At 57.4% G+C, this 17,411-nt stretch carries 14 protein-coding genes; 10 read left to right on the forward strand and 4 right to left on the reverse strand.

Going from position 1 to position 17,411, the window contains the following annotated elements:
• Window positions 1–198 precede the first annotated feature (198 nt).
• Entirely contained in the window at window positions 199–2,439 is a 2,241-nt protein-coding gene (locus tag QRN85_RS11640) for an OmpA family protein (RefSeq protein WP_284758137.1), read from the forward strand.
• 286 nt (window positions 2,440–2,725) lie between these two features.
• On the opposite strand, the gene QRN85_RS11645 is transcribed toward QRN85_RS11640, so the two are convergent.
• Window positions 2,726–3,649 carry a pseudouridine-5'-phosphate glycosidase gene (locus tag QRN85_RS11645; RefSeq protein WP_112963437.1) on the reverse strand — a complete coding sequence of 308 codons (924 nt, stop codon included), beginning with the start codon at window positions 3,647–3,649 and terminating at the stop codon, window positions 2,726–2,728.
• A gap of 31 nt (window positions 3,650–3,680) precedes the next feature.
• A complete protein-coding gene (locus QRN85_RS11650) occupies window positions 3,681–4,619 on the reverse strand; it encodes a carbohydrate kinase family protein (RefSeq protein ID WP_284758140.1) in 939 nt (312 codons plus the stop codon).
• Window positions 4,620–4,865: 246 nt separating this feature from the next.
• On the opposite strand from QRN85_RS11650, the gene recA reads away from it, so the two are divergent.
• Both recA and alaS read left to right on the forward strand, forming a co-directional pair.
• Window positions 4,866–5,954 (forward strand): recombinase RecA, encoded by a 1,089-nt coding sequence (recA, locus tag QRN85_RS11655; protein ID WP_062589844.1) that lies wholly within the window; start codon window positions 4,866–4,868, stop codon window positions 5,952–5,954.
• 192 nt (window positions 5,955–6,146) lie between these two features.
• Entirely contained in the window at window positions 6,147–8,810 is a 2,664-nt protein-coding gene (alaS, locus tag QRN85_RS11660; RefSeq protein ID WP_062589843.1) for an alanine--tRNA ligase, read from the forward strand.
• 185 nt (window positions 8,811–8,995) lie between these two features.
• Here the strand turns inward: alaS and QRN85_RS11665 are convergent, their stop codons facing one another.
• Entirely contained in the window at window positions 8,996–9,625 is a 630-nt protein-coding gene (locus QRN85_RS11665; protein ID WP_284758850.1) for a glutathione S-transferase family protein, read from the reverse strand.
• 155 nt (window positions 9,626–9,780) lie between these two features.
• Complete coding sequence (locus tag QRN85_RS11670; RefSeq protein ID WP_062589926.1) at window positions 9,781–10,995, reverse strand: NADP-dependent isocitrate dehydrogenase; 1,215 nt, start codon at window positions 10,993–10,995, stop codon at window positions 9,781–9,783.
• Between the two features lie 210 nt (window positions 10,996–11,205).
• Between QRN85_RS11670 and QRN85_RS11675 the strand changes: the two genes are divergently transcribed.
• From QRN85_RS11675 to QRN85_RS11705, 7 genes are all read left to right on the forward strand, one after another.
• Complete coding sequence (locus QRN85_RS11675) at window positions 11,206–11,736, forward strand: hypothetical protein (protein ID WP_284758143.1); 531 nt, start codon at window positions 11,206–11,208, stop codon at window positions 11,734–11,736.
• 78 nt (window positions 11,737–11,814) lie between these two features.
• Window positions 11,815–12,645, forward strand: coding sequence for an RNA methyltransferase (locus QRN85_RS11680; RefSeq protein WP_062589840.1), 831 nt, complete (start codon window positions 11,815–11,817; stop codon window positions 12,643–12,645).
• Window positions 12,626–13,465: a glutamate racemase gene (gene murI, locus QRN85_RS11685; protein ID WP_284758145.1), complete on the forward strand. Its 840-nt coding sequence runs from the start codon at window positions 12,626–12,628 to the stop codon at window positions 13,463–13,465. Before QRN85_RS11680 ends, murI begins: the two co-directional genes overlap by 20 nt.
• A gap of 363 nt (window positions 13,466–13,828) precedes the next feature.
• The gene (locus QRN85_RS11690; RefSeq protein WP_112963442.1) at window positions 13,829–14,065 is read left to right on the forward strand and encodes a DUF1127 domain-containing protein; all 237 of its coding nucleotides are present in this window, start codon (window positions 13,829–13,831) and stop codon (window positions 14,063–14,065) included.
• Window positions 14,066–14,156: 91 nt separating this feature from the next.
• A complete protein-coding gene (locus QRN85_RS11695) occupies window positions 14,157–14,660 on the forward strand; it encodes a GNAT family N-acetyltransferase (RefSeq protein WP_113219585.1) in 504 nt (167 codons plus the stop codon).
• A gap of 220 nt (window positions 14,661–14,880) precedes the next feature.
• Complete coding sequence (locus QRN85_RS11700; protein WP_284758149.1) at window positions 14,881–15,759, forward strand: EamA family transporter; 879 nt, start codon at window positions 14,881–14,883, stop codon at window positions 15,757–15,759.
• 129 nt (window positions 15,760–15,888) lie between these two features.
• Window positions 15,889–17,409: a helicase HerA domain-containing protein gene (locus QRN85_RS11705; RefSeq protein WP_062589835.1), complete on the forward strand. Its 1,521-nt coding sequence runs from the start codon at window positions 15,889–15,891 to the stop codon at window positions 17,407–17,409.
• Window positions 17,410–17,411 lie beyond the last annotated feature (2 nt).

The following is a 17,411-nucleotide window of genomic DNA, read 5'->3' on the forward strand; positions in this document are numbered from 1 at the left end:
CGTTTCGCATTGCGATGATCGCCACAATCGCTTCACGAAAAGACCTTGATCTGTTCATTTCCGGTACAGAACGCCTTGGTCATGATTGGAACAAGACCGCACCTCAGGCGTTGTTCACCGCCCGCATGTGCAGAAGGTTTAAAATGGCCGTGAGACAGCGGTACAGCAGTATAATTCGTTGATAGGTGAGGAAATACAATGCTCAAAAAGAACAAGCTGCTGACAGGGGTGGTTTTTCCGCTCATGTCGATTGCGATGGTGGCTGAGCCCGCTTTGGCTGCGTCCAATATGGGCTCGGCGCACTACTCGTCACAGCAGAACGCCGCCGATCCTGTGAACGCACCGCTGCTGCTTGCGCAGGCTGATCCTTCCGCCGAAGAGCTTTTGAAGAAGCAACAGCAGGAGCAGCAGAAGGAAGAGCCAAAGGCCGAAAAGCCACAGGAAGAAGCGCCGCGTCCCCGTCGTGAGGCCGCTCCGGAGGCTGCGCCTGAACAGCAGCGCCCGCGCCGTGAAGCACAGCCGGAAGCTGAGCCTGAACAGCAACAGCGTCCACGCCGTGAAGCAGCGCCGGAAGCCGCGCCCGAGGCACCGGCCCGTCCGCGTCGCGAAGCACAACCAGATGCCGCTCCGGCAGAGGCACAACCAGAACAGCAGCAGGAGCGCCCCAAGCGCCAGCGCGAACAGCAGCCTGCAGCCGAGAGCGAACAGCGCCCGGAACGTCCGCGTCGCGATGCGCAGCCAGATGCAGCCAAGCCCGGCGCAGCCCCGGCAGAATCGCAGTCCGAGCCAGCGCAGGAACGCCCACGTCGTGCACAGGGCGAGCAGCAGCCGGGAGCCGATCAGGAGCAGCCTCGTCGAAACGGTGAAACGCGCCGTCCTGCATCCGAGACCGCCCCAGCTGCCGGTGAGAACAACGCTGAAAAGCCAGCCGTTCCTGGCAAGAAGCCAGCCGCGCCGGAGCCCGACGCAAAGACCGCGCCAGTTCCAACCGAACCAACAACTCCGGGCCGCTCTCCGCGTCCCTCGGAACAGCCTAACCCTGCACCGGGTCAGCAGCCTTCCGAACAGCCGCGTCCACCGCGCGCCGAGAACGGTGAGCCAGCAGCGCCTCTTCCAACATCGCCTACACCTGCACCTCAGGATGGCGCCACGACCGGACAGGCACCAGCAGGCGAACCGGTTCCAAGCCAGGTAGCGACACCGCAGCAGGAAGCGCCAGCGTCCACACCTGAGCAGTTGAACAAGGCAAGGGCCGTTGCAAAGGATCCTTCGAAGTCCGCCGATACAGTTATCTTGCCGGTAGACAAGGGCGCCGCTGTTCTCGACAGCGACAAGGAAGCGGAACGCAGCGGTAACCAGCAGTCCCGCGACCAGCGTCGTCAGGAACGTGAAGCCGTTCGCGACTTCAAGGTTCCGACTTCAGATGCCGAAGCGCAGGCAGCGGCACGTGGTGACAAGCCAGCACCGCAGATCAACATCCAGGCAATCACCAATATCCAGGGTGAGCGCATCGACCGTCGTCCGGATTACGACCGTCCAGAGGGCGTGCGTGAATGGCAGCCTCGAGACATGCCACGTGGTGGTCCGCGCGACCGTGACATGGGCGACCGGGTGTTCCTTCAGTTCGGCGATCGTGTTGTCGTGCGTGGCAACGATAACGACCGCTTTATTCGTGACGGTGCAAAGCCCTATTACGAGCGACTGCCTGATGACCGTTACCGCGAAACAATCGAACGGTCTGACGGTACGCAGGTCGTGACAGTTCGTAACCGCTACGGCGACGTTATCCAGCGGTCCCGTATCGACAGACGCGGCCGCGAGTATGTCCTGTTCTACGCACCTGAACTCGTAGACGAGCCGGACCGCGAATATGTCTACCGCGACCCCGGCCTCGACCTGCCGCCGATGCGCCTGCGTATTCCGGTTGAGGACTACATCATCGACACCTCGACCGATCCGGATCGCGATTACTATCGCTTCCTGGAACAGCCGCCAGTCGAGCCGGTCGAACGTGTCTACACAATGGATGAAGTGCGCTACTCCGCGCGTATCCGTGACAAGGTGCGTCGTATCGACCTCGATACCATCACCTTCACGACGGGTAGCGCAGAAATTCCGATGAGTCAGGCTCAGTCGCTGCGCAAGGTGGCGGACGCGATCAATAAGGTGCTCGAGAACAATCCGGCGGAAACCTTCCTGATCGAAGGCCACACCGATGCGGTTGGCAATGATGAAAGCAACCTTGTCCTTTCGGATGAGCGCGCCGCATCCGTCGCCAACGTCTTGACCGACGTCTATGGCATTCCGCCTGAAAACCTGACGACGCAGGGCTACGGCGAACGTTTCCTGAAGGTCCAGACACTCGGCGCGTCGCAGGAAAACCGGCGCGTCACAATCCGCCGCATCACCTCGTTGGTGAAGCCGGTGGCTCAGAAGTAACTTGAAAACGTTCTGATAGACCGATTTATCCAAGTCAACAAAACGCCCCCGAAAGATGATCTGTCTTTCGGGGGCGTTTGCTTGTGACGGGCACTTTTAGGCGGCAATATCTGCTTGTTGTGAATAAAAATACGTCGCGGTCATGCTAGAAGTCGCGCGACTCTACCGACGCTTGGCGCTTAGGGGGCGAGTCGCACTTTCCGGAGCAATTGAACCACCCCCGTAAAGCCGATCATTTTCGGGGGTGGTTTCATGCAAAAGCAACGGGCGTTTAATCGCTGTGTGCTCAACCGAGGGCGACGGCAATCTCGGCTGCCAGGCGTGCATTGTTACGCACAAGAGCTATGTTGGTTTCCAGGCTGCGGCCTTCTGTGATCTCGAAAATCTTGGCCAGCAGATAGGGCGTTACAGCTTTTCCCGCGATGTCGTCTTCTTCCGCGTAAGAGAGCGCGCGCGTGATGTAAATCTCCATCTCCTCGCGCGAGATCTCATCGGCCTCGGGAACAGGATTGGCCACCAGCATTCCGCCATCGATGCCAAGCTGCTCGCGCGTCGACTGGAAATTCGCAATCGCGGCAGGGCTGTTCAGTGAGAGAGGGCTCTTGAGGCCAGATGCTCTGGACCAGAAGGCGGGAAATTCAGTCGAGCCGAACGTCACTACGGGAACGCCGTTGGTTTCCAAAACCTCAAGCGTCTTTGGGATATCGAGTATGGCTTTGGCGCCAGCACAGACAACGATGACGCCAGTCCGCGCAAGCTCCGTCAAATCTGCGGAGATATCGAAGCTCTCTTCTGCCCCGCGATGCACGCCGCCGATACCGCCGGTAGCGAACACTTTGATGCCTGCATGTTCTGCAGCAATCATCGTGGCGGCGACCGTTGTGGCGCCGGTGCGCCTCTCAGCAATCGCAAAAGCGATATCAGCGCGCGACACCTTCATCGCATCCTTGGTTTGCGCCAAAGCCTCAAGCTGGCTCTTCTCTAGCCCGATGTGCAGGTTTCCGTGAAGGACGGCGATGGTTGCGGGGACGGCACCCTGATCCCGGATGATCTGCTCGACGCTTTCAGCCATATGGATATTGCCGGGGTAAGGCATTCCATGAGTAATGATTGTCGATTCGAGCGCCACGATTGGTGCACCGCGCTGCTTGGCGGCGGCAACCTCATCCGAGTAGGTGATTGGTAAAAGCGGGGGCAGCGGTTTTGTCATCGTATCATCCAGTTCGAGGTTTGTGCTCTCTTCACAACATTTCGGCGTCTGGAACAAGGGCCAGCATGTTTGCGAGCAAATCCATGTCCAGTTCCGCCGCCGTCGCGCTAAAAGACTGAACAGTTATGGCGGCAGCTGCCGCTCCCCAGCGTAATGCCTCAGATGGCAAGCGGCTCTGGGCAATCGCGGCCAGATAGCCGGACGCCATTGCGTCTCCAGCACCGGTTACGTCGCAGACATTATCAATGATGGGAGGTCTGAGCACAGCCGTCTCATGCTGCGAAAATGCAATGACATGTTGGGCACCACGGGTGACAACGCCACCGCGCAGTCCAAGTGCTTGCAGGTGGTCGGGCCATTCGCGAATGTCTGTCACTCTTTTGCCGGTCAAGGCGCCTGCTTCGGCCTCGTTCATGAAAAGAATATCGATTTGAGGCAAAGCTTCCCTCAGACGAATGACTTTTGCAGGCGAGATTGCAATCGCCGCCAAAGGCTTTTGGTTCGCCACGGCGGCAGTTGCTATTGCCTGCAATGTCTCCTGCGGCAGGTTTGCGTCACAAAGCAGGATGTCGCTTTCCATAACGGCTTCGCGAACGGCGCGTACCCGCAGTCGACGCGGCGTGAACAGCTTGTAAAGGTCCATATCCGCGATGGCGATGACCAGATTGCCGTCCCGCTCCAGAATTGCCGTGTAGCTCGGCGTCCGACGATCAAGGAAGGTAAAAGGCGTGTCCGCCACGCCGGCCTCTCTCGCCGCTGCGGCGACGGTTTCGCCATTGGCATCTCCGCCGCGCGGGGCAATGATCCTGACGCTGAAGCCCAGCCTTGAAAGATTGCGTGCCGCATTGAAGCCACCGCCTCCGGCTTCTTCCATCCAGGAACCGGGATTGCTGGCACCGGCGATGGTTTCACTCTCGATCATGCCACGGCGGTCCAGATGTGCGCCGCCTAGAACGAGTATCTTCTTCACTGCAGTTTCCTCTTTTTGACCGTTCAGGGGCGGCGCGATTCGTCACGGACGCCGGTACGGCACGCTAGTTCATGGAGCGCTTTTTCCACAGCGCAAAAAGAAAAACAAAAGTAGAACAAAGGACTTATCCATATTTGTTTTCAATATGATGATCGGCGCTTGTGGCATGAGAACAAATAAAGTACAAAATCGACACAGAGAGCTTCATTGCCTGTGCGGCTTCAATAACCTAAAGGTGGTTTACAGATGGCACAAAATTCTTTGCGTCTTGTAGAGGACAAAGCAGTGGATAAAAGCAAGGCACTGGAAGCGGCGCTTTCCCAGATCGAACGTTCGTTCGGCAAGGGATCGATCATGAAGCTCGGTTCCAATGAAAGTATTGTCGAGGTAGAGACCGTTTCGACCGGCTCGCTCAGCCTTGATGTCGCACTTGGTATTGGTGGTCTGCCGAAGGGCCGTATCATCGAGATCTATGGACCGGAAAGCTCCGGTAAGACGACGCTCGCCTTGCAGACCATTGCCGAAGCGCAGAAAAAGGGTGGCATTTGCGCCTTCGTTGACGCGGAGCACGCGCTTGATCCAGTCTACGCCCGCAAGCTGGGAGTCGATCTGCACAATCTGCTTATTTCCCAGCCAGATACGGGTGAGCAGGCCCTTGAAATCACCGATACGCTCGTGCGTTCCGGCGCGGTTGACGTTCTGGTTGTCGACTCGGTTGCAGCGCTCACTCCGCGTGCCGAAATCGAAGGCGAGATGGGCGATAGCCTGCCGGGCCTTCAGGCTCGTCTGATGAGCCAGGCGCTGAGAAAGCTTACGGCTTCGATTTCAAAATCGAAAACGATGGTGATCTTCATCAACCAGATTCGTATGAAGATCGGCATTTCCTACGGTTCGCCCGAAGTGACGACCGGTGGTAACGCGTTGAAGTTCTATGCTTCTGTCCGCCTCGATATCCGCCGCATTGGCGCCGTTAAGGACCGTGAAGAGGTTGTTGGTAACCAGACGCGCGTGAAGGTCGTCAAAAACAAGATGGCGCCTCCCTTCAAGCAGGTCGAATTCGACATCATGTATGGCGAAGGTGTCTCCAAGACCGGTGAACTCGTGGATCTCGGCGTGAAAGCCGGCCTGGTCGAAAAGTCGGGTGCTTGGTTCTCCTATAACAGCCAGCGACTGGGGCAGGGGCGTGAGAACGCCAAGACCTTCCTCAAGGAAAACCCTGCCGTTGCCAACGAGATCGAACTGGCGCTGCGCCAGAATGCCGGTCTTATCGCCGAGCGTTTTCTGGAGAATGGCGGACCCGAAGCCGACGGTGATGCGGTCGATCCAGACGCTTGATCGCGGGCGCAGCCTGGCGACACGTCTTTGTATTTCAGGTTTAGGACGTTCAAGGCCGTGCGATTGTTTCGCGCGGCCTTTATTTGTGACGGAACGTCATCCTCTTTGGCTGGACAGGCAATGACGCGAGCGATAAAAGCCATTGATTTTCATGCTATGGCCGGGTGAATGCGCGGCAATGAAGGACTTCGTATGAGCGGTGTAAATGAAATCCGGTCGACCTTCCTCGACTACTTCAAGAAGAACGGCCACGAAATCGTGCCATCCAGCCCTCTGGTGCCGCGTAACGACCCGACATTGATGTTCACCAATGCGGGTATGGTGCAGTTCAAGAACGTCTTTACCGGATTGGAAAGCCGCCCATATTCCACGGCTGCGTCATCGCAGAAGTGTGTCCGCGCCGGTGGCAAGCACAATGACCTTGATAATGTCGGCTACACCGCCCGCCACCACACATTCTTTGAAATGCTGGGCAACTTCTCTTTTGGGGATTACTTCAAGGAAGAAGCCATCACCCATGCCTGGAACCTGATCACCAAGGAATTCGGGATCGACAAGAACCGGCTGCTGGTCACGGTGTATCATACCGACGATGAGGCTTTCGATCTCTGGAAGAAGATTGCTGGCTTCTCTGATGATCGCATCATCCGCATCCCCACGAGCGACAATTTCTGGGCCATGGGCGATACAGGTCCATGCGGTCCCTGTTCTGAAATCTTCTATGACCATGGCGATCATATCTGGGGCGGGCCTCCGGGTTCCGCAGATGAGGATGGCGACCGCTTCATCGAAATCTGGAACCTCGTCTTCATGCAGTATGAGCAAGTGACGAAGGAGGAGCGGATCAATCTTCCGCGTCCATCCATCGATACCGGCATGGGACTTGAGCGTATTTCAGCGCTGTTGCAGGGCAAGCACGATAACTACGATACGGACCTTTTCCGCGCGCTGATTTCTGCCTCGGTGGAAGCGACTGGCGTTCCGGCCGAAGGTGACAAGCGCGCGAGCCACCGCGTGATCGCAGATCACCTTCGCTCTTCGGCGTTTCTGATTGCCGACGGTGTGCTGCCATCGAATGAAGGGCGCGGTTACGTCCTGCGCCGCATCATGCGCCGCGCCATGCGCCATGCCGAATTGCTCGGCTCGCGTGAGCCGCTGATCTGGAAACTCTTGCCGACGCTTGTCCAGCAGATGGGCCGCGCCTATCCGGAACTTGTCCGCGCAGAGCCGTTGATCTCCGAGACGCTCAAGTTGGAAGAAACCCGCTTCCGCAAGACGCTTGAGCGTGGCCTGTCCCTGTTGTCGGACGCAACGTCGTCGCTGCACAAGGGTGATATGCTCGACGGAGAAACGGCATTCAAGCTCTACGACACTTACGGCTTCCCGCTCGATCTGACGCAGGATGCCTTGCGCGCTCGCGAGATCGGTGTCGATGTGTCGGGCTTTACCGACGCAATGCAGCGCCAGAAGGCCGAAGCCCGGTCCCATTGGGCCGGTTCCGGCGACAAGGCAACCGAAACCGTGTGGTTTGAACTCAAGGAAAAGCACGGCGCAACCGAGTTTCTGGGCTACGACACGGAAACGGCAGAAGGCGTCGTGCAGGCAATCGTCAAGGACGGCAAGTCTGTCGATGCAGCGTCCGAGGGCGAGAGCGTTCAGATCGTCGTCAATCAGACGCCATTCTATGGTGAATCCGGTGGCCAAATGGGCGACACCGGTGTCATCTCGTCGGACGGAGGCGCTTTCACCGTCAGCGATACGCACAAAAAGGGCGAAGGTATTTTTGTCCACATTGGCACCGTCGCAAAGGGCGGCATCAAGGTGGGCGATGAAGTGGAACTGACCGTAGATCACGATCGCCGCTCGCGTCTGCGCGCCAATCACTCCGCAACGCACCTTCTCCATGAGGCGCTGCGCGAAGTCCTGGGCACCCATGTCGCCCAGAAGGGCTCGCTGGTAGCGCCAGAACGCCTGCGCTTTGACGTGTCTCATCCCAAACCCATGTCGGCTGAGGAGTTGAAGATCGTTGAGGATATGGCGAATGAAATCATTCTCCAGAATTCGCCCGTTGTCACCCGCCTGATGAGCGTCGACGATGCGATTGCCGAAGGTGCGATGGCGCTGTTCGGCGAGAAATACGGCGATGAGGTTCGCGTTGTGTCCATGGGCACCGGCATTCACGGTGCAAAGGCCAATCGGCCGTACTCGGTAGAGCTTTGCGGCGGCACTCATGTCTCTGCAACGGGCCAGATCGGCCTTGTTCGCGTTCTCGGCGAAAGCGCTGTTGGCGCTGGCGTTCGTCGTGTTGAGGCTGTGACGGGGGCAGGTGCTCTCGCCTATCTGGCCGAGCAGGATGAGCGGGTCAAGGCACTTGCGTCGTCGCTCAGGGTTCAGCCATCGGAAGTGCTTGGCCGGGTCGAGGGCCTGCTGGATGAGCGCAAGAAGCTCGAACGCGAACTCGCCGATGCCCGCCGCAAGCTTGCCATGGGCGGTGGTTCTTCCGAAGGATCTGCCGGCGATGTCAAAGAGATTGGCGGCGTGAAGTTCCTCGCCAAGTCGCTCTCCGGCATTGACGCCAAGGACCTGAAAAGCCTTGCCGATGAAGCTAAAAGCGGGCTTGGTTCAGGCGTTGTTCTGCTGATTGCGGTTTCTGAAGATGGTAAGGCAAGCGCAGTTGCCGCCGTTACCGAGGACCTGACCTCACGTTTCAGCGCGGTTGATCTGGTGCGCACGGCTTCCGCTGCTCTCGGCGGCAAGGGCGGTGGTGGCCGTCCGGATATGGCGCAGGCCGGTGGCCCCGACGGCGCAAAGGCGGATGAGGCCATCGAGGCCGTGGCCGCTTCACTCGCTGCTTGAGTATTTGAAGAAAGGGCGGGTCAAGACCCGCCCTTGTCATATATGGCGCTAGATAGCGTTACGCCGGCTTACTCCGGAAGCGTCACAGTTCGAGGTCGGCGGTCACGCACCTCTGGGGCGAGAAATCAAGTTGGCAGACGGCCGAGGCGCGTTAGCGAGCATTCGGGCCTGTCGGCCGCATCTGATCAGCTAGCCGCCTGCAATTTTTTCGTCGCCTCTTCGTCAATCTGATGTGCGCGCTTGTAGGCCGGGCGCTCGCTCATCTTTCCGAGATAATCCACAAAATGCTGGCGTTTCTCTATCGTGCCGAATTGCAGGCCCCAACTGATATGTGAGGCAACATAGACGTCGGCAGCGGTGAAGTGTTCGCCAGCAACGTATGGGTTCTCGCTGAAGGCATGTTCCAGCGTTTTCATTACGTCAGCATATGCGCCGCAACCGGCCATCCGCGACTTCTCCAGCGAAATTTCAAATCCCATGGCCTTCATGGTTACAGCCATTTCCAGCGGGCCAGCCGCGAAAAATAGCCAGCGGTAATACAGGCCACGGTGTTTCAGTGGTGGCGCAAGATCTGCTCCTGGAAAGGCATCAGCCAGATAGGCGCAAATGGCTGCGCATTCGGTGACGACGGTGTCGCCGTGTTTGATGGCCGGGACCTTGCCCATGGGGTTGATCGCCCGGTAAGCGCTTGTTTTCATCTGCTCGCCGAAGCCGAGGATTTCGGTGGTGTAGGGCACACCAACTTCCTCCAGCATCCATCGAATGATGCGACCTCGTGACATCGGGTTGGTGTAGAAAGTCAATTCGCTCATGATGCTGCTCCTTGCTCCATCCGGAACGTCAAACGCCACTGCGTGCGTCCATGCACGAATATTGCGCCCGACCTGCGACGTATTCAAGACATCGCTTTTGGCAAAGAAAAACCCGGCGCAGTGGCCGGGTTTCTGTTTCTTTCCATATGGCGCGCCAATCAGGCGGCCATTGCCTTCTTCAGGTTTTCGTCGATCTTGTCGAGGAATGCCGTGGTGGAAAGCCATGGCTGATCAGGGCCGATGAGCAGTGCGAGATCCTTGGTCATGAAGCCAGCTTCGACCGTGTCGACGCAAACCTTCTCAAGCGTTTCCGCAAACTTTGCGAGCTCGGCATTGTCGTCCAGCTTGGCGCGGTGTGCGAGACCACGGGTCCAGGCGAAGATCGACGCGATGGAGTTGGTCGAGGTTTCCTGGCCCTTCTGGTGCTGACGGTAGTGACGTGTAACCGTACCGTGAGCAGCTTCAGCCTCAACCGTGCGACCGTCTGGCGACAGCAGAACGGAGGTCATCAGGCCGAGCGAACCGAAGCCCTGGGCGACGGTGTCAGACTGAACGTCGCCGTCATAGTTTTTGCAGGCCCAGATGTAACCGCCAGACCACTTCAGAGCGGAGGCGACCATGTCATCGATCAGGCGGTGCTCATAGGTGATGCCGAGTTCGTCGAACTTCGCCTTGAATTCGGTCTGATAGACTTCTTCGAAGATGTCCTTGAAGCGACCGTCATAAGCCTTGAGGATCGTGTTCTTCGTGGACAGGTAGACAGGCCACTTGCGCATCAGACCGTAGTTCATGGAGGCGCGTGCGAATTCGCGGATCGACTCATCCAAGTTGTACATGGCCAATGCCACGCCAGCGCCGGGAGCGTCGTAGACGTCCTTCTCGATCACCTGGCCGTCTTCACCAACGAACTTGATCGTCAGCTTGCCCTTGCCTGGGAACTTGAAATCGGTTGCCTTGTACTGGTCGCCAAATGCGTGACGGCCGACAACAATGGGCTTGGTCCAGCCGGGAACGAGACGTGGTACGTTTTTGCAGATGATGGGCTCGCGGAAAATAACGCCGCCAAGAATATTGCGGATCGTGCCGTTCGGGCTCTTCCACATCTGCTTGAGGTTGAATTCCTTGACGCGGTCTTCATCAGGCGTGATCGTTGCGCACTTGATGCCAACGCCGTGCTTCTTGATGGCGTTTGCCGCATCGACCGTTACCTGGTCGTTGGTAGCATCGCGGTTTTCAACGGAAAGATCGTAATATTCGATATCGAGATCGAGGTAAGGCAGGATCAGCTTGTCCTTGATGAGCTGCCAGATGATACGGGTCATTTCGTCGCCGTCGAGATCGACGACCGGATTGGCTACCTTAATCTTTGTCATGAATTCCTCACCTTCGAGAACGATTGCGCCGGGAGGGCGCGATATGCAAAAAATATCCCGTGGCGCTATAGCATCGTGTGCGTAGAAGGCAAAGCCATGCACGTGCTTTTTTGGTTCCGATGCACGCTGAAACACGTTGCCAAAAGCCATTGGAGAATTACAGTCTGGCGAATCGCTTACGTTGGGTAAGCCTTCTACCAGGACACCATCATGCGGAAATTTCTGCTCGCCACCGCCGCCATCCTCATTGCCACCACCGCATTTGCCGCAGACCCGGCGGAGCCCGTCAAAAAGGTGATGGATATCACCGTCAAGAACTGGTCTGGCGAAGCGGATGACTGGAAATACATCTTTGACGAGGACCTGCTTACGACGCTGTTTAGCAAGGGGTTCGTGGCGCAGTACCGCGAAGCTTCGAAGAAGCCGGCGTCGGACGTAGAGAGTGGCGACAAGGGCGACCCCTTTGGCTATGACGTCGTTACCAATTCGCAGGATGGCTGCCCACTGCAGGACGTTACAATAACGCCCGCAGCACCCAAGGATGGCGTGACGGATGTGACGGTGAAGTTCAAGCTTTGGGCCTGCATGGACGAAGCCGAAATGAAGGCAACGGTTGATCAGGTCAATTTCGATGTGATCGAGGAAGATGGCCGGCCTGTCATCAACGACATTCACCGCGTGGGTGATGAGGGGCGTGATTCCCTTCTCCAGGAGATGACCAACATCATCAAGGGCGAATAAGCCGCTTTTCGCGGATCGCTGCCTTTGATTTGTCCCGAAAACTGTGCCAGTGAGACGCCGAAATATTGGAAGGCGAAGATGGCAGGTACAAACAGCGAGCTGGAGCTTCTGGCAGAAGGTCCGGCAATCATTCTGGTCGAACCGCAACTGGGTGAAAACATCGGTATGGTGGCACGTGCCATGGCCAATTTCGGTCTGGCCGAGCTTCGGCTGGTCAATCCGCGTGATGGCTGGCCGAATGAAAAGGCCCGTTCCGCCGCATCCAAGGCCGATCACGTCATCGATAATACGCGGGTGTTCGATACGATCGAGGAAGCCACCGCCGACCTGCAATTTACCTATGCGACGACAGCCCGAGAGCGGTACGGTTTCAAACCCGTCCGCGCGCCCGTCGTCGCCGCAGAGACCCTTCGCGTCAAATTCAAGTCCGGTGAAAAGACTGGCATTCTCTTTGGTCGCGAAAGATGGGGCCTGACCAATGAGGAAGTGGCGCTGGCTGACGAAATCGTCACTTTCCCGGTCAACCCAGCCTTTGCCTCGCTAAACATCGCCCAGGCCGTGCTTTTGATGTCCTATGAGTGGATGAAATCCGGCATGGAAGATTTGAGCCAGACATTGTTTGAGCCGCTCGAGCAGAAGCAGGCGACGAAGGAGCAGCTTTACGGTCTGTTCGAGCAGCTGGAAGAGGCGCTGGACGCACGCGGTTATTTCCGTCCGGAAGGCAAGAAGCAGCGTATGATCGAAAATCTGCGGGCGGTCCTGTCTCGTCGGGCGCTTAGTTCGCAGGAAATCAGTGTTCTTCGCGGCGTCTTCGGAACCTTCGATAAATATGGCCGCCAGACACCGCGTGGCAGCAACGGTCCTTATGCTGAGGGGAGCAATGCGGACGATGACGGAAACAACGGGTGATTCCCCAAGCCTGACCCAAAAGCCGGTGCTGGTGTTTGACAGTGGCATTGGAGGGCTGACTGTTTTGCGGGAAGCGCGGGTATTGATGCCAGAGCGCGGCTTTATCTATATCGCTGATGACGCCGGCTTTCCCTATGGCGGATGGGAAGAGGCGGGTCTGAAAGACCGCATCCTCTCGCTTTTTGACCGACTGCTCGAAACTTATAATCCGGAAGTCTGCATTATCGCCTGCAATACGGCATTTACGCTTGCGGGCGCGGCTCTGCGTGCCCGGTTTCCCGAAATGACATTTGTCGGCACGGTGCCTGCGATCAAGCCGGCGGCAGAGCGGACGCGTTCCGGCCTCGTTTCTGTTCTCGCTACGCCCGGCACGGTCAAGCGCGCTTATACGCGTGATCTCATTCAATCCTTTGCTTCGCAGTGTCATGTGCGCCTTGTGGGTTCGGAGAACCTTGCACGTATGGCCGAGGCATGGATTCGCGGCGAAACGATTTCCGACGAGGCGGTTCTGGCGGAAATCTCGCCTTGTTTCATCGAGGAAGAGGGCAGACGCACCGATATCGTGGTGCTGGCCTGCACACATTATCCCTTCATGGCCAATGTCTTCCGTCGTCTCGCGCCATGGCCGGTGGACTGGCTCGATCCAGCGGAAGCCATAGCGCGACAGGCAAAGCGCAAGATCGGCTCCATGGAGAGCGTCGATCACCCGGAAGGTTTCGATTTCGCGGTTTTCACCTCAGGGCAGCCAGATTTCACAACGCGGCGGCTGATGCAGGGGTTTGGGCTCAAGATCGGTCAAGCCTCGCCCGGAATGTTGTAAATTTGCATCTATTATCATGAAGTGAATGCAATTCGAGATTGCGCATCTTGAAATCTCCAGGTGGCTGTGGCAAAGATCTTGTGCTTGCAACTCAAACCATAGGAGGCGTTAGAATGAACACATTTATGCATCTTTGCCTCCGCGGCGCAGCTCGATGGACGCTACCGGCACTCGCTGGAATTATGGCGCTTACCCATCGATAAAGGTCTCTTAAGTAAGACCTTTCTTCCGCCCTTAGGCAAATCTAACCATATCGTATCGCAGTAGTGTGATGTTTTGGGCCATCTGTGCCCCATCCTGTCCTGCACATCTTTTCCAATTTCAAAAGGACCTGTCGCTTGGTTGCGCCGGGACGGTATTCCTATGTCCAATGATCAATTAGTGCGTGTAAATAGTCTTTCCGCGGCGGTGGACGAATTGCTCAAGCAGTTTGGTTTGCGAAGTACGCTGCGCGCTGTATTTTTTGCGGCTTTGCGCAAGAAACGTGTGCAGATGGATGTGTTGCACCTGTCCGATCGGATGCGGAAGGATATCGGTCTTCCTGTGAAGGAACCCGTTTCAAAAATGCCGCCGCTGCCACTCTGGTTGCCGCGCTTTTGAAAAAGCGCCATTCCCGCCGGTCATCTCGGCGGGAATGGTGGTCGTACTTTGAAGTTTGCCGCCAAGACAAGGTTCGAAAAAAGGGTCCCAAATGCAGTTTTCTATTCAGAAATTAGGATCCGCAGATGCCGAAGATTATCGCGCATTGCGGCTCGACGGACTTGCCCGTCACCCGGAAGCATTTGGCGCATCCTTTGAAGAAGAGGACGGCTTATCGATTGCAGAGTTTGCCGAGCGGCTGGAAGGCGGTCTTGTTTTTGGTGCACGTGCTTGCGATCGAGATGTGCTTTTGGGCACTGTTGGGCTGCGAGTTTCCAAAGACATAAAGACCAGGCATCGAGGCTTGATCTGGGGCATGTATGTGGTACCGGACGCGCAGGGTACGGGTATTGGTGCGGCACTTCTCAGGCACGTGATGGACGAAGCTCGCCATCGCGTTGAACAGCTATACCTTGCGGTCGCAGCATCGAACGTTTCGGCGCAAAGGCTCTATGGGAAAGCGGGGTTCAAACAATATGGTCTTGAGCGGCGCGCCATGAAAGTCGGGGCTATCTATCATGACCTCATTCTCATGGACGTAAGGCTGGAGCCATAGATCCGCCATGAGTCTGATCCCCAAAACTTGCATTCTTTGATCCGGTCGAAGTCGCGGACGAAAACACCGACGGCTTATTCGTTATTTTCGAACTTGCTTTCTTGCGCTTGCCACCCGCAACGCTGCGCTTTATGGACTGTTGTCTTGCTGACTGCGGGTCGCAAGCGCGCCGCCGGTCAAGAATGCCGCAATCCCCTTGCGGTCGCGATTGGAAAAACACATGGCAGTGCCGCACATATTCCTTGCCCTCATCACGGTCTTTTTGTGGGGCTTCAACTTCGTGGTCATCAAGGTCGGCGTCATGGATATGCCGCCTTTGTTTTTGACCGCTCTGCGCTATTTCTTCGCTGCCGTGCCGCTCATCTTCTTTCTGCCCAGACCAAAGGTGCCATGGAAACACATGGTGGTTTACGGAATGGTCATGGGCTGCGCCCAGTTTGGACTGCTCTATACGGCTATCAAATGGGGGCTGCCGGCAGGGCTGGCTTCGCTCGTCATGCAGTCCCAGGCATTTTTCACCATGGCACTGGCGGTAACGCTGCTGGGTGAAATCCCTCTCAAATCACATATTGCCGGAGCCTCCGTCGCTTTCGGAGGCCTTGCTGTAATCGGCCTGGAACGCTTGAACATTTCCGCCATGGTGCCACTTTTGATGTGCGTCGGTGCAGCGTTCAGCTGGGCAATCGGCAATATCGTCAATCGCAAGGTCGGCCGGGTAAATGCGGTATCCTTCGTGGCTTGGACCAGCCTCGTGCCTGTTTTGCCGCTTTTGGTTCTTTCGCTGGTGCTGGAAGGTCCGCAAGCGATCGCCACGGGTATAGCGAACGCGAATGGCTTGACGGTTCTGGTCGTGGTCTACATGGCATATGGCGCAACCATTGTTGGCGCTGGCATCTGGAGCTATCTTCTGCTGCGCTATCCTGCGGGAACGGTCGCACCGTTTTCATTGCTGGTGCCGATCGTTGGCTTCCTTGGTGCATATTTCGCTTTTGCGGAAGAAATCACGCTTCTGGAAGTCATTGGAAGCGCGATGGTGGTGGCCGGGCTCGCGCTCAACGTTTTTGGCCGACGCTTGAGTCTGCTTCGTGTTCCATCGTGAAGCTGCACATATTCCTTGTGCATTGTGTTGACGCGGCGGGGCATTTGCTGATTTTTTTGGTAAGGAGCGCGCTCGCGGTGGTTTCCACGAATCGCAGCTCATCCATTCGCATTGCAGGGAATTTTTAAATTGCAGGTCGGCATCGACATGGGGACCCTATCGGGCGGGCAAGCTGCCAAGCTCGATATTGAGGAATTGCTTGCCACACGTTTGTTGGTGCAGGGCAATTCCGGGTCTGGCAAATCGCATTTGCTCCGCAGGCTGCTGGAGCAATCCGCGCCTTGGGTGCAGCAGGTCATTATCGATCCGGAAGGCGATTTCGTGACATTGGCCGACAAGTTCGGTCACGTGGTCGTTGATGGCGAACGCACCGAGGGTGAGTTGGCGGGGATTGCCAATCGCATCAGGCAGCACCGCGTTTCCTGCGTCCTGACGCTCGAAGGTCTCGATATCGAGCAGCAGATGCGGGCAGCTGCCGCCTTCCTCAACGGCCTGTTCGATGCGGACCGCGAGTTCTGGTATCCGGTTCTGGTCGTGGTGGACGAGGCGCAGATGTTCGCGCCATCGGTGGCCGGTGAGGTGACGGAAGACGCACGCAAGATGTCTCTGGGCGCCATGACCAACCTCATGTGCCGTGGCCGAAAGCGTGGCCTGGCAGGCGTCATTGCCACGCAGCGTCTGGCTAAGCTTGCTAAGAACGTCGCTGCCGAAGCTTCCAACTTTTTGATGGGCCGTACCTTTCTGGATATCGACATGGCCCGCGCAGCGGACCTCTTGGGGATGGATCGCCGCCAGGCGGAAATGTTCCGCGATTTGCAGCGCGGCAATTTCGTGGCGCTTGGACCTGCGCTGTCGCGCCGCCCGCTACCGATCATCATTGGTGCGGTCGAAACATCGGCCCGTTCGTCTTCACCAAAACTGATGCCGCTTCCCGACTCGCCGCAGGACGTTGAGGACCTTATTTTCACGCCCGACCCGGAAGAGTTTACACGCGCGCCTGTGCGCCGCACGCCACCCGCACCCCGTCCGACGACAGATATTCTGGCGGAGCTTTCGCGCTCCACACCGGCCATCGGCGGATCAGAGCCGCAGCAACAGGTTCAGCGCAGCAGCCAGGCGGATATGTCGCCCGAGGAGCGTGCCGAGAAGATTTCCGCCGTGCTTGCCGAGATCATGGACGATCCGCAGTCGGCCTATCGTACGGATGCCGTTCTCTATCAGGAATTTCTCGTGCGTGCCCGAATGCGCCGAATTCCCGGCACGCCCATGGCACTGTCTGAGTTCCGTCGTCAGGTGGCCATCACCCGATCCGGCGTCGATCTCGAAATGGCATCGACCGAGGCTTGGGAAAAGGCCCTTGAGCTTTCATCCAACGTTTCTGATGATCTCCAAGGTGTCTTTCTGCTTCTGGTCAAGGCCGCACTTGGTGAAGAACCGTGTCCTTCAGACGCCCGCATCGCCCGCGCCTATGGCACCCATTCCGCCCGTCGCGCCCGCAGGCTTCTCAGCTATTTCGAGGAAAAAGAACTCGTCGTTGTCCATGCCGATTTTTCCGGCAAACGCATTGTTGCATTCCCGGACCTCGACGCAAAAACCGCGCCCGGCGATGCGGACGCGGCTGAGGATGATGCAAAGCTCGCGGCCGAGTAGGA

The organism is Agrobacterium sp. fls2-241-TYG-188a, from assembly GCF_030209845.1.